A 13938-nucleotide genomic window follows, 5' to 3' on the forward strand; every position below is an offset into this window, starting at 1 on the left:
TTCCCGGACGGATTTTTGAATGCATGAAGGTGGACAATCGCGTCATCTTCGTGATTATTCTAATAGTATAATCATTTCAAGTCTGGTGCAGATTCTTTTTCCTTTTTAGATTGTTTTAGATCTCTTGCGAATCAGTGAGAGGTGCTTCCCGTTTTTGCTTTCTTTTCATTTTACGATGGGCAAATCGTTTGTACGGACGGCTGTTCCTATGCTTTCAGTTGTAATTTACCATGCCAGATACCTGTGGTTCGGAAATGCAGCACCAAACCTTTCTGTCCGGCTTGAATGCTAACGTCGGTATAGTCGGAAGTGCAATTATTTGTGGTAGATTTTCAAACGCATTTTGTGGCTATCACAGCGCAGGGGATGATAACCTGTAAAGGTCTTATTGTAGCCCTAAGTAATATCCAAGCTCGTTTTTGACAGACCCATAACCGGAATGTCGCCGATAAACCAGAGCACTATCTGCTCTTCGGGGTGGTAAGTAATAACCATCCTAATTCAAAAAAACTCTAAATTTATTTAACGTGAATTTGACCAGACAATTCAATTTTATCAGCACTTATGTCTTTGGGATACTGATGATGATTGCGGCAATAGGCTGCGCATCCCAAGGTAAAAAGTCTGCAACTACCGGCATTACTACGACCAGTATAGTTCCCAAGAGAATAGAGGTTCTTTTTTTAGGTGACAATGGGCATCATCAGCCTTCCAGGCGAGTGTCGCAAATTATGGCTGTGTTAGGAGAAAAGGGAATTAATTTTACCTACACAGATGACTTACTGGATCTGAATAAGGCTAATTTGTCAAAGTATGATGCGCTCATGCTATACGCAAATTGGGATACGATCTCTCCTGGCCAATCTAAGGCACTTTTGGACTTTGTTGCTTCCGGGAAAGGTTTTTTACCCATTCATTGTGCAAGCTACTGCTTTCGGAATAATCCTGAGATTGTCAAACTTATTGGTGGTCAGTTTTGGCGTCACACTTTTGACACTATTCAGCCGGTATGGACCAAGCCAGATCATCCAGCGATTGCGGGTGTGGAGCCATTTAAGACAATGGATGAAACATATCTTCATGAAAAACTCCAACCCGACAATGTTATTCTGACTCAGCGGCTGATCCAGCAAGATCAGGCAAAGGATCGTCCCGGCCAGACCAAGGAGCCTTACACTTGGATAAGAAATCACGGCCGGGGGAGGGTTTTTTACACAGCGTATGGTCACGATGAGAGAACTTGGGCAAATCCGGGTTTCCAAAAAATGCTGGAGAAAGCCATTATTTGGTCTGTAAGCGATAACGCAAGATCGGCGCACACAGCATTAGACGCTAAAAAGTTTGAGTATCGTGAAGCGCAATTACCAAATTATGAACAACGTCCAGGTCCGCAGCTACAGCAAATGCCTGTGTCTGTGGAAGAATCTGTCAAGCACATTCAGGTGCCGGCAGGTTTTGATTTTTCAGTTTTTGCCCACGAACCTGATGTTATGCATCCAATTGATATGGCTTGGGATGAGAAGGGCAGGATGTATGTAATGATCACCAAGGATTATCCCAACGAGAGGAAGCAAGAGGGTGGCTCGGACTATATACTGGTTTGTGAGGATACCAACGGTGATGGTAAGGCCGACAAGTTTAGTCGGTTTGCCGAGGGATTAAGTATTCCCACGGGTATGGCATTTGCCAACGGTGGTCTGATTGTCGCGCAGGCGCCTCATATGTTGTTTTTAAAGGATACAGACGGAGATGGTAAATGTGATGAGAAGAAAATTCTTTTTACAGGTTTTGGCACTTTCGATACGCATGCCGGACCTTCTAGTCTACACTATGGTTTTGACAACTGGATTTATGGTTCTGTAGGTTATTCCGGATTCACAGGGCTAGTGGGAAAAGATTCATTGAATTTTGCCCAGGCTTTCTTTCGTTTCAAATCAGACGGTTCTGAGATGGAAATGCTCACTAAAACTTCAAATAATACCTGGGGTTTAGGTTTCAACGAGGCAGGAGATTTATTCGGCTCCACGGCCAACAACGCGCATGGGTGGTACATGGCCATACCTGCTCGTTACTATGGCGAAAAAGCCACTGATAATGGAAGCCGTAGTACAGACACCCACAAGGATTTTCAGCCCATAACCACAAAGGTTCGCCAGGTTGATGCATTTGGTGGATTCACATCGGCGGCGGGATTTGAGTTCTACACGGCCAAAGCGTACCCTAAAAATTACTGGAACCGTATTGCTTTTGTAAGTGAGCCAACCGGGCACTTGGTTCATCAGAACATAATGGAAAAGAGTGGGTCAGATTTTGAAGATAAACTCGGGTTTAATCTTTTAGCTGGCGCTGACGAGTGGGTTGCTCCTGTTGCAAATCACGTCGGACCTGACGGAGCTGTCTGGATTGCGGATTGGTATAGCTACATCATCCAGCATAATCCAACTCCTAAGGGTTTTAAAAATGGCAGCGGAAATGCTTATGAATCTGATCTTCGTGATTTTACGCATGGACGTATTTACCGGGTAGGCTGGAAGAACGCTCCTGCCTACAAACCGATTTCACTTGATAAGAACAAGCCGAATGAACTGATAAAGACCCTGAAGAATACAAATATGCTTTGGAGACAACACGCCCAGCGAATTTTGGTTGAACGAGGCAATTTAGATGTTGTGCCCGAGCTGTATGCTTTATTAAAAGATCAGTCCGTTGACGAAGTTGGATTGAATGTGGGGGCTATTCATGCTTTATGGACACTGCAGGGGCTTGGTGCAATAAAGGACAATAATGCTGAATTACTTCTGGCTTTAAAACATCCAAGCGGGGCAGTTCGTAAGAATGCGATTCAGGTTCTACCGAAAACGCCGACTACATTCAGTGCCATATTGGATGCGCATCTTTTATATGACAAAGACAAGCTCGTTGTACTTCATGCTCTTCTTGCACTCAGTGAAACGCCACTCTCACCCACTATGGAAACTGCGTTTTTTAAATTACTGGATGAGTCTAAGGATGCTGATGATCGTTGGTTACCAGATGCGTTTGCCATTGTGCTGAACGCCAACGAAGGGGAATTGCGAAAAAAATATCTGACCAGACGAATTTCCCCGGCTTCAAATAGAAAAAAGAACACTGTCGATAACATCCAGAACTTGGACCAGCCAACCACAGGTAATGCATCCATCACTGCTCAGGGGAAAATAGATCTGGCCATTACCGGGATAACGGTTGAGCCTGCAACCCCCTCAGTTCGGGAATACGCTCGTCTGGTAATCGAGGTCACAAACAAAGGTAGTGTGGCGTTAGAAAAAGAGATAATCCCACAACTGAAAGTTTCTATCACAGGTGTAGGATTGGAACTGAATTACCATAGTCTCCAGTTGAACAACGGTATCGCTCCGGCGCAGACTGTGAAGGTTACCTCCGGGAATAATGGTCCCTGGAGCAGCCCACTTGGTTTTGTAGCCGAGCGAGCCGGGAAGGTTACTATTTCCGCAGTAATTGATCCGGATAACGAGATACCTGAGCAGGATGAATTACAAAATAACCGAAGCTCAAAAACAATAGAAGTCATACGTCCCCAAAATATGGGTGACTTTGCAATCGAGCGTTCCATGCAAAGTCTTGCTGGTTATGCCTCTGCTAATGATCTGGTCGATCTGCTTAGACTTACCCAAGAACTGGAAGATCAGGCCGGAAACGCTATCGTTAAAGGTGTGCTAAATGGCTGGAATACGCGCAGAAAAGATGTTCTCTCGGAGGGAAATAAGCAATTTCTCGTTGAAATGAGAAAGCGCATACCTGGAAATATGACACAAAAAATGGACGGCTTTGTCAGATCTGTTGGAATAAAGTAATGTTTGTCAGCATTTTCAGAATAGCCTCAACAGGTTAAATGTCGAAAATCTTTTTTCAGTAATATAAAGAAGTAGTCGAACCTGTTTGTTTTTTGAAAGCATTGGACGAGCCACCTTCTACATTTAAATCCAAAGGTGCAGGCTCACACTTTCTGAACCTGTGTTGTTCAGTGCTTTCATATCAATTTCATTTTTTACAATTTTTCTATTTTCCTAAAACAATGAAGTCTATCATTTTATTGGTCGTTGCTGCTTCTACCGGATTGGCAGCGTTGCAGTCTGGAGACAATGATGAATTAGCCAAAAGTATCAGCCGGGGGAGAGCTCTTTACCAAACGAATTGTATAAGCTGCCATATGCCCGAAGGCGAAGGCATGGAGGCGGTTTACCCACCTTTGGCAGGCTCGGATTTCGTGCAGGAGGATAGCACCGACAAGGTTATCAGAGTGGTAAAGTTTGGTGTGCAGGGTGAAATAGTGGTTAACGGACAAGTTTATAACGGCATGATGCCTGAGCTTGGCTTAGATAGTGTTCAAGTTGCGGATGTGATCAATTTCATAAAGAACTCTTGGGGAAATGAATCCGAAATCAAGTACACTACACCAGCTATGGTAGTCAAAGTAACCAAATAGACATTGATCAGATTATGAGTGTAGAACGGTTAAAGCACATAATCTAAGTACGTCACAGAAGTTGCTGACTGAGTGGAGGAGATTAACAAGCCATCTCGATACAAAACTGATAGCTATCGGGACGGCTAGTTAAATTATTTTTTTGAATTGATTATGAAGTTGGAGACGTCCCTGATTGGCATTACGGCAGGTGAAAAAACTAGCATGAGGAAGTACTTCATGTTTCATTAAAAAATTGATTAGACAACAAATAGAATGAGAAAATATATCATGGCAAGTGCATTATCACTTTTAAGTTTTTGGGTTTGTGCACAAGATTTTAAATTTGACAATGTTCGGTATCAGACAATCTCTTGGACGGATTTCTTTAAGAGGCTTGAAAGTAATCCAAAACTTGTCTACTATGACATTAGGAGTCAGGGGGAAAGAAGTGATTCTTCGCGATCTCTGTCATTTAATCAGGGCAAAATAAAGGGGGCAATGGAGACTGATTTTTCTGATTTTAAAAAGTTTTATCCTGAATATCTAAAACATAAAAATGACACTATTTACCTTTATTGTAGTCACAGCAGAAGGTCCAGATTGCTCGCCAAACAACTTGCCGACAGTTCTTTTGCCAACGTGGTTAACATCAACGGTGGCTTATCCTATTTTAATACACTTTCAAAAAATAGGATGCCTTATAAGAATAAATATTACACCAGTAGATTAAAGTACAAGTTAGTTGCACCACCGGAATTTATAGAAGCATTCAATAGCAAAACATATCAAATAGTTGATGTCAGACCAGATAGTTTGTATTTCGGAACATCGGGTGATGAATGGCAAAACTCATTTGGAAGTATTGAGAATGTCCTGCACCTACCATATGACAAAATAAAAGGTAATTTAAAATTACTGGACAAAAGAAAACCCATTTTACTATTCGACAACGAAGGCAAAACAAGTCCTATCGCTGCAAACTATTTAGCTGAAGCCGGATATGAAACAAACGTACTGCTTTTCGGGCTTAGCAATTTGGTGGCCAGTACTACAAGCGAGGAAAGGAAATTTTTGGAAACAAAATATCCAATGATTTTGCCTGACGAACTACTGGATCTTTCAGAACAGAATAATATCGTTATCATAGATAGTAGGACCGAGTCAGAGTATACTGGCACGGACAAAACTGGTTGGAAAAATATTGGAAGCATAAAGAACGCGGTCAATATTCCGTTGGCTGCTGTGAGTGAGCAAGAAATGACCAAGTATTCCGGTAAAACCATTGTTATCTATGATATGGCAATGCAGGAAGGGCTATTTAAGTTTGCCCAACGCTTGAAGGGATATGGTATAAATAATTTTTACTTACTTACAGGCGGTGTAAGTCAACTGAGATCGGAATTTTACAATATGCATAAGACGGAATTCAAGAGATTGCTTGTCGAATGACTGACAGCATAACGTGTGCTTTTCTGGTTGGGCAGTTGAATTTGGGGGGTGAAATTGTTAAAAAGCGTGGGAGTATATTATTCCCACGCTTTAAGTATTACCCCAAGTTTACTTATAATCAGGATCTTTATCCTGAAATCTTCGATAGTCGTTGCGGCTTTGCCGAAATGACATAATTTATTTTTTTGCTGACAATGAATTGATCCATTTTGCAATTTTCAGCGCATCATCTTTTGGCACATGTTTCATGGGTGCCATAGGAGGGTAGCCGGGCCAGTTGGCAGGCTTGGGCTCATAAATGAGCTCAACAATCTTTTCATTACTGTATTTTCTTTTTGCTACCTCTGTATATGCCGGGCCAATTATCTTGGCATCGGCCTTATGGCACGCTAAACATGCATATTTGGTAAGCATTTTTTCGACATCCTCGGGGATTTTCGCCGCCGTTTTGGTTTGGGCGTTGGCTGATAGCGAAAGCAACAGCATGCCTGCAAATGTGATTAGGAAACTTTTCACTGAAAATAAGTTATAGTTCAATTGTTATAAAATGTCACCTGATAAGTAATTTATTTCCCTGGCGACAATCGGGATTGCTTTGTTTTAGAGCTGAGACTGCACAGATTATTCTATTCCTCTAAAAGGGTTTGAATGTCCTTGATGAGCTCCTTGGTGCTGGCCTGGGAGGTCCCGTCATACATGCCTCTGACGTGTTTATCTTTATCGACAAGTACAAATGAGCCACTGTGAATATACCCCCCCGGTTCATCGGGATCTGTTGACGCACTGACCATATAATGTTTTTGTCCGATGTCAAAGATTTTTTCGCGATCGCCGGTAACAAACGTCCACATGTTGCCACTTAACCCCAAATCATCGGAATACTGCTTTAACACTTGTGGCGTATCATGTTCCGGATCAATGGTATGAGAGAGGATCCCCACGCGCTGATCATCCTTGAACTGCTCATAGACCAGCAACATATTCTTTTTCATTACCGGGCAAATCGTTGGACATGTGGTAAAAAAGAAATCTGCGATATAGATTTTGTCTTTATAATCAGATTGAGTGACAACCTTGCCATTTTGGTTCAGAAAAGAAAAATCAGGGATAACAGGGTAGATGATCTGCTCTACAGTTTTTCCATCCACGAGCTTGTTAATTGTCTCTGATTCTCCCAGGATAGGCAGCTTTTTATTTTGGCATCCGAAAGCCAGAATAAGGAAAAGGCTAGCGATGGATATATGGGAGTGTTTCATATTTTTTTTGAAGGCGTTGAGGATGACTGATACTCATCTAATAGTTTTTCGATGTCCTTTATCAGTTCCTTGGTACTTAAAACGGAGGTAGCATCATACATCCCACGGATGTGTTTCTCTTTATCAATGAGTAGAAAAGAGCATATATGCACTGGCTCACTAGCGTCATTGCCCATGTCGTCATGACCAACCACGTAATATTTTTTGCCGATTTCTCTAATCTTCTGACTTTCTCCGGTTACAAAATACCAGAAGTTACCAGTTACACCCAGGCTTTTAGCATGCCTTTTTAAAACGATAGGTGTATCGTTTTCAGGATCCACGCTGTGAGAGATAATCCGGATGTTTTGATGACTTTTGAAGCGGTCATAAACCTTCAGCATATTTTTGTGGATCTGATTACCAATAGCCGGCCCGTTTGCCAAAAAGAAATTGGCAACATAGATTTTTCCATCAAAATGGCGTTGTGTAATCAGCTCATTATCCTGGCTTTTGAAGGTAAAATCTGGAATCACGGGATAAATCAACTGTTTTACTTGTTTGCCCTTGACAGCCATAGTTACCAATGAAGGCTCGCCCAGGATCGGAAGCTTCTTGTGATCGCATCCAGCAAGCAGCCAAGTAATCAGCAGGCAGTAACATGCGTGTTTAGCCAAGTTTTTCATGGATTTACAAATTGCCTGGCTTCGGAAATACTTTCACTCATTAGCTTTCCAACCTTTTCGATTTGTTGTCTTTGGTCCCGGATGTAGGCAGTTTTGCTTTCATCATCCAATTTTCCAAGTGTATCGGCTTTATAATGGTGCATCCAGTCCATCATCGCTTTGTCAGCTTTATCCAGTTTAGACAACAGGGAGTCTGCCTGAATTTTCTTGGGCTTTATCCCGTTATCCGATGTTTTGGCAAGAAGGCTGTCTAACGTTTTGACATGGCTCCTGATTTTACTTTTTAGCGACATTGCGACGTCCATTTGCAGCATGATACTGTCGTGGATGGACATAAGCTCTCTTGCTGCCGGATCGATGGCGCTCATGTGAGCATGTTCCGATGCGGCATGATCCATGCTATCTTCTTGATGCTTCGCCGAATCCTGTTTGCTGCTACATGCGTTGAGCACGCCAATCATAAATAGTATTAAAATATTCTTCTTCATCGTAAAAAATTTAATGTGTTTTAATAAAAAGATCGCAAACAATAATGATCAACACCAAGTGCATTACCAACAGGGACTTTCCGTTAAGGACATAGTTTGTCGGTAATGGTAAACTGACCCCTGTCTGGTCGAGCAAACAAAGCAGTTCAGGTTTTGTCAAAATCCTCTTCTTGTCTTGATTGGCTTTGTTCATGGTTTTTGATGATTGACATTATTTATAAAGTCGATGTCAGTGAGGGTATGCAGAAAAGCGCTGATCTGTTTTTTTTGCTGATCTGTCAGTTTCAATCCTCCCGGTGGTAAATGTGGATCAAGTGTGGCGGATTCTTTAACGCCTTCACTGTAATGTGTTAAGACATCTTCAATACTATTGAACCTGCCATCATGCATGTAAGGAGCTGTTAAAGCTACATTCCTTAATGATGGCGTCTTAAACTTTCCTACATCGGCCAAATCATAACTAATCCGGTACCTGCCCATGTAAAGCCCCTCATGCTCCGCATTTGAAAAGTCTGAATCGATACCGTTGTTATGGTAACCCTGATCAGTGAAAAGCTCACCTGCGTGGCAACTCTGGCATTTTTGCCTAACAAGGGCCATGCCTGCCAATTCATCTGTGGTGAGCGAACCACCGGGGCTATTCAAACGATAGCGATCATATTTAGAGCTGGCCGACACCAATGAGCGCTGAAATTGGGCAAGTGCTTTTGCTACATTCTGTGAGCTTACAGGCTCAGAAAAAGTGTTTTGAAAGCGCAAAACATAATCAGCTTCGGCATTGAGCTCATCGATGAGTTCATACAAGTTTTGCGCCATTTCATCATGCGCAGTCAGAGGGCCGAATACCTGGGATTCCAGATTGGTTGACCCGCCATCCCAAAACAAACCGTTGTTTGCCCAAGCCAGGTTAAAGAGTGCAGGCGAGTGGCGGTGCAAGGCAGTGCCGGAAACACCTGCTTCGCTGAACTGCACACCATCGGTAAAAGCCAGTTTCGGATCGTGGCAGCTTGCGCAAGAAACTTTATTATTGGCTGAAAGTCTCATATCGTAAAATAGCTTCCTGCCCAATTCGATACCCTGCCAACTCATAGCATTGTGGGTATCGAATACGGGTTGCGGAAAGTGCTTGGGAACCTGGAACGTGTAAGTTTCAGGTTCCGGCTCTATTTCATTCTTGCTACATGAGGTAAGCCACAACGCAGCTGCCAGAAATGCTATTTGTTTCATGGATGTCATCCGTTACTTCGCCTCAGATCCAAAGATTATCGCTTTCGTTGCATAATTGGTGGAAACGGTTGACATCAATGGAGCTGTCATGGCGTTAATGGCAGGGTTTGTCATTACATCGATACCGTCAAAAATCTTGGTAACATCCAGGTTTAAGACCACACCTTTAGATGTTGAAGAATTAATCGGCGCTGGCAGGTCTATGCTTACTGTTTTGTAATTGGTGTTCAAGCCGGTTTCGGTAGTGAAGGCTTTGGATGTTGAGCCATTCTTAACGGTTCCGCCCACAGAAGTGAACAGATAGCTTGAGTGCCACATCCAAGATAAGTTGCTCATTCCGTTTGCAATCGTGAGCTCACCAGCTTTAAGGCTCAGGTTGTCATTGTATTTGGAGTCCACACCGATTGAGAACTTGATGGTTTTGTACTCTCCGGCCGGGACATTTTTCAAGGAGATTGTTTCCCGCTTGTTGGCCGGATAAGTCAACTTGCTGCTGATTGTGTTCGAAAGATCCAGATCGCCCACCTCTTCCATCAGATAATAGGAATCGGGTACCTTATATTCTGTCCCTTTTGTGTCAACAAGGATCATGTTACTCACCCAGTAACGAAGTTTCTTAAAATTCAGCGTCTGGGTTCCCATAACGAAGTCCTTGTCAAGCGCAAAATCCTCACTTCCAACCCGAGCGTCAAGAGTAATAGCCATATCGCCAGAGGTTGCCGGTGTTACGATTTGCGTGTCGTCATCATTTGAGCATGATGAAAAAAGGGCTGCTGCTAGTGCGAAAATGAAAATACGGTTCATAATTTTTTTAATTATTGTGTTAACTAGATTATTTAATTTTTGAATTACAGTATTTAAGGCTGCTCTAAATAGAGCAAAGCTTTAAGATTAATTTACTGTGGTACCACAAAGTGCTTATGGGATCTGTATATCGAGACCTCATTGCAACTGTTTTAGGCAAAGTCAATATTGTACCCATAAGTCCACACGTATGTAAGTCACGTCGTAATGGATGACTGGATTTATCAGGAATAAAATTGGAAAGTTAGCTAGCTTGTTTACGTACCATTTTGATATGCAATGGCTTAAGCTACTGGAAAGATCAGACTAATTGAGGCGGTCGAAGAATCCCGTTGCAGGGAGAATTATAAACAGAAAGAAGGAAAAAAAAGGATAACGGTTCAGCAATAACAGGTTGCTCGTTATCAAAGACAAATGCAATTGTAGATAGGTAAAACAGTTGAGCTACCGGCATGTTTTCTACACGCTGGGTAGTCTCCTTGTCCTTTTTGGCCTCCTGCTTTTTCAGTATTTTTGCTAAGTAACACTTTCCGTTACATTTTAACTCAGGGCGGCTTCTGTTTTCGCAAAGTGTCTTTGCTATATATGCTCTGTTAACATTAAAATAAGCAATTGTTCCCCACGGACTGAGCGTGGGTAGCATCACGGCGAAAAGCAGCAAGTATGCTATAAAAGAACGCATTGATTATTTAATGATTAAGTTTTTGGTTAAAACAAAAAGCCAAGTTGAACAAGCACTCTTTCTTTGGTTACTACGTGTCCGGATGAGCTTTTTTGAGCAATCGGCTTCTGGGCATTTACACCCAGTGTCCATCGGTTTGAGAAAAAGGTAAGACCGGCAGCACCGTTCAGGAGTTTGCCACCTGTTTCTTCCAGGAGCTTACCATCTTTTCTACCGTGCTCCGCATTTTCGGCATATAAGCCAAGGCTTGGCGTAATTGAAACTTTGCCCACTGTGAATGAGCGGTAAAGGTCAACGGTTCCATATAGCTGGTTGCCAAACTTATAATCCTGAGAATTGGTGGTGTTGAACTTGCGTGAAACATTGGTTGCCAGTCCCCATTGATTAAGGTTCAGCGTATAAAATGCATTTACGATAAAATCTGTGCTTCCTGTACCCAATTGAAAATTTGCATTAGCCACTTCCAGTGTATTGTTTTCATCAAATTTGAATTTGCCAGTTGGTGCCTTGATCCCGCCCCCGATCATCAGTGTATGTGTGAGGGTTTGCGAATTATCTTTATCCATCAGCGTATTGAACAGATTGTAGTTGGCAAGGATTGTAACATCACCCAAACCATTTTGCTTTTTGGTGTCGGCAGACGTGACTTGCTGATCAATTCTGTAGGGCACAAAGGCCATAACCTGAACTCTTTTGATCGGAAAGAATCGGGCGTAAACTTCGCCGACATTAAAATGCTCCTCTGTACGTAGAACTTTGCTGTCCGGATGTGTGACAAAGTGAAGACGCTGGTAGCGGACACCGATCAAGGATTTATTGGATTGTGGCAGCAGACCGAAATATGCCCCGCTATTGGCGCAGCCACAGATATCACAGGCCATGGTGATGTTTGCTGTAAGCAACAAAGACGCTAAAAATTTGTACTTGAGATTCATAGACATATTGATTTAAAATGCATTCCCTATCCCCGGGTCTGAGAGTTTAGCATCACGTATAAATTGGTCATCTGATAGTGTCCGTAGAAAGGCTATCAAAGCTTGCTTGTCTCTTGATGAAAGAGGAATACCTGTTTTCCCATTTGGTTGAATCAGAAGTGGGTCTAGCGTAGGCATTTTTTGCACACTGTCGGTGTAGTGGTCAAGCACTTCTTCCAGACTATGGTACCTACCATCATGCATGTAGGGTGCCGTTAGGCCTACGTTGCGAAGACTTGGCACTTTGAATTTGTGCTCATCAGAAGCATTACCAGTTATTGCCCCGCGCCCAAGATCGTTATTGCGCATGGGCATCAGCCCATTATTACGAAAACTATAATCTGTAAAAAGCACGCCTTCATGACAAGAGCTGCAATTTTTCTGAAACAAAACCAGGCCATCTTTTTCTTGGGTAGTGAATGCATTAGCATCGCCGGAACGGTAGTAGTCATATTTGGAAGTAGCAGAGACCATCGTCATCATAAACTGTGACAATGCCTTCATCATCCGTTCTGAATTGATCTCCTCAGTTCCGAAGGCTTCTTTAAACATTTTAGGATAATCCACCGGAATCTTCGAGGCTGCATTGGGGGTTTTACGAAGTTTTTCGATCACTGAAGTTACTTTTTCATCCATTTCGACCGGATTTTCAATTGGATTGAAAGGCACTAAATCCATATCGTGTACACCTCCATCCCAAAAAAATGATTTGTTCCATGCCATGTTCTGGATTGCTGGTGAGTTACGCACGCCCAGACGGTCTTCCACACCATGGCTTAGCTCGTGACCATGATGCGTAAAGGCTGCTGCTTGCTGATGGCAAGTGCCACACCCGATCAAATTCGTACGGGATAGTATGCCGTCATAAAACAAGAATTTTCCTAGTTGCACACCTTCTTCTGTCAGCGGATTACGTGACAAGTCATAGATTGGCTCTGGAAATCCAGCTGGTTTTACCCAGGCAAGCGGCGTGGGGCCGGTTTTGACCGGCTCGAGCTCTTCTTTGACGGGCTCTTTACACCCCCAAAACGAGAGGAGTATAAAGATAATTGATGGTATTTTTTTCACTTATATTATACGATCAAGATCAATGGATGTGGTCCAGGGTGAACATGTTGAGATAGTTATTGGCTATTTGCTGTGACTTTTCTGGCTGGCCGCCCATGATGCTGTTGTATTCAGCAATCTTAATATTGGTAGCGGCCCCGTCGAAAACTTTTAAGACGTCCACAAGAAAATGTACCTCAGGAGTTTGGCTCAATGTAACCGGCGCTTTTAGAGTTCCAAAGTTGACTTTTATTATTCTGGTGTTGTTAACGGTTCTCTCGTTGTAGCCTCCAAAAAGACCGATGTGATAATAGAACTTGCCATTTACCGGATTCCCTTTGGAAGAACTTCCTTCTAGTTTGACGAAAATGTATCCTGAATTCCAGGCCCAGTACATACCATCCTCCATCATCGATCCCGATGGGTCAAGAACTCCCTGCCGTTTTTCAATCGGGGACGTGTTTCGCAGGCTATCAACGCCGACCATAAATTCAACTGCAGTGTAATCGCCCACAGGGACATTATTCAATGTCACAAACTGTGAAGCCTTGGTGTCCTCCTTAATCAGGAAGTAGCTTGAATCCTGCGGTACTGTGAAAATGCTACCGTCAGCCTTGGTCAATTTGATGTTGGATATAAAGTAATTGAACTTGGTAACGATGAAATCTTCACCTGACGCATTTTTGTATGTTACTCCGTTTAAAACCAGGTTTTTATCTCCGACAACATTATCAAATTCGAGGCGAAGTTTTCCGCCGTCTGATGCAACAGGTTCAGGAGTAGGAGAAGTACTGGGAGATTCAGAGCACGAGCTCGCTGAAAACAAAATGGTTGCTGCAAAAAGCGCAGCAAAGCATTTATGAAAAATATTTTTCATA

The 13938-nt window shown here is 42.7% G+C and carries 11 protein-coding genes and 1 pseudogene; 3 read left to right on the top strand and 9 right to left on the bottom strand.

Annotated elements, in window-relative coordinates; translation table 11 throughout:
• Window positions 1-581: 581 nt before the first annotated feature.
• The 3 genes and pseudogenes from DSL64_RS15785 to DSL64_RS15795 all read left to right on the top strand — a co-directional run.
• Window positions 582-3095: pseudogene (locus DSL64_RS15785) on the top strand (PVC-type heme-binding CxxCH protein); the annotation flags it as partial.
• An 851-nt stretch (window positions 3096-3946) separates the two neighbouring features.
• Window positions 3947-4486, top strand: coding sequence for a c-type cytochrome (locus DSL64_RS15790; protein ID WP_229217105.1), 540 nt, complete (start codon window positions 3947-3949; stop codon window positions 4484-4486).
• Window positions 4487-4741: 255 nt separating this feature from the next.
• Window positions 4742-5917 (top strand): rhodanese-like domain-containing protein, encoded by a 1176-nt coding sequence (locus DSL64_RS15795; RefSeq protein WP_115831880.1) that lies wholly within the window; start codon window positions 4742-4744, stop codon window positions 5915-5917.
• A 177-nt stretch (window positions 5918-6094) separates the two neighbouring features.
• On the opposite strand, the gene DSL64_RS15805 is transcribed toward DSL64_RS15795, so the two are convergent.
• The 9 genes from DSL64_RS15805 to DSL64_RS15855 all read right to left on the bottom strand — a co-directional run bounded on the left by DSL64_RS15805 (window position 6095) and on the right by DSL64_RS15855 (window position 13937).
• Entirely contained in the window at window positions 6095-6433 is a 339-nt protein-coding gene (locus DSL64_RS15805) for a c-type cytochrome (RefSeq protein ID WP_310587848.1), read from the bottom strand.
• 110 nt (window positions 6434-6543) lie between these two features.
• The gene (locus DSL64_RS15810) at window positions 6544-7173 is read right to left on the bottom strand and encodes an SCO family protein (RefSeq protein WP_115831883.1); all 630 of its coding nucleotides are present in this window, start codon (window positions 7171-7173) and stop codon (window positions 6544-6546) included.
• The gene (locus DSL64_RS15815) at window positions 7170-7838 is read right to left on the bottom strand and encodes an SCO family protein (protein ID WP_115831884.1); all 669 of its coding nucleotides are present in this window, start codon (window positions 7836-7838) and stop codon (window positions 7170-7172) included. Before DSL64_RS15815 ends, DSL64_RS15810 begins: the two co-directional genes overlap by 4 nt.
• Window positions 7835-8326 carry a hypothetical protein gene (locus tag DSL64_RS15820; protein ID WP_115831885.1) on the bottom strand — a complete coding sequence of 164 codons (492 nt, stop codon included), beginning with the start codon at window positions 8324-8326 and terminating at the stop codon, window positions 7835-7837. The genes DSL64_RS15815 and DSL64_RS15820 overlap by 4 nt, the downstream gene beginning before the upstream one ends.
• 189 nt (window positions 8327-8515) lie before the next feature.
• Window positions 8516-9553 carry a cytochrome-c peroxidase gene (locus tag DSL64_RS15830; protein ID WP_115831887.1) on the bottom strand — a complete coding sequence of 346 codons (1038 nt, stop codon included), beginning with the start codon at window positions 9551-9553 and terminating at the stop codon, window positions 8516-8518.
• Between the two features lie 12 nt (window positions 9554-9565).
• On the bottom strand, window positions 9566-10357 hold the full coding sequence (locus tag DSL64_RS15835) for an MbnP family protein (RefSeq protein WP_115831888.1): 792 nt from the start codon (window positions 10355-10357) through the stop codon (window positions 9566-9568).
• Window positions 10358-11065: 708 nt separating this feature from the next.
• The gene (locus DSL64_RS15845) at window positions 11066-11974 is read right to left on the bottom strand and encodes a transporter family protein (RefSeq protein ID WP_115831890.1); all 909 of its coding nucleotides are present in this window, start codon (window positions 11972-11974) and stop codon (window positions 11066-11068) included.
• A 12-nt stretch (window positions 11975-11986) separates the two neighbouring features.
• Window positions 11987-12934 carry a cytochrome-c peroxidase gene (locus tag DSL64_RS15850; protein ID WP_229217106.1) on the bottom strand — a complete coding sequence of 316 codons (948 nt, stop codon included), beginning with the start codon at window positions 12932-12934 and terminating at the stop codon, window positions 11987-11989.
• A gap of 166 nt (window positions 12935-13100) precedes the next feature.
• The gene (locus tag DSL64_RS15855; protein ID WP_115831892.1) at window positions 13101-13937 is read right to left on the bottom strand and encodes an MbnP family protein; all 837 of its coding nucleotides are present in this window, start codon (window positions 13935-13937) and stop codon (window positions 13101-13103) included.
• Window position 13938 lies beyond the last annotated feature (1 nt).

It is taken from the genome of Dyadobacter luteus (assembly GCF_003383615.1).
Taxonomy (GTDB): domain Bacteria; phylum Bacteroidota; class Bacteroidia; order Cytophagales; family Spirosomataceae; genus Dyadobacter; species Dyadobacter luteus.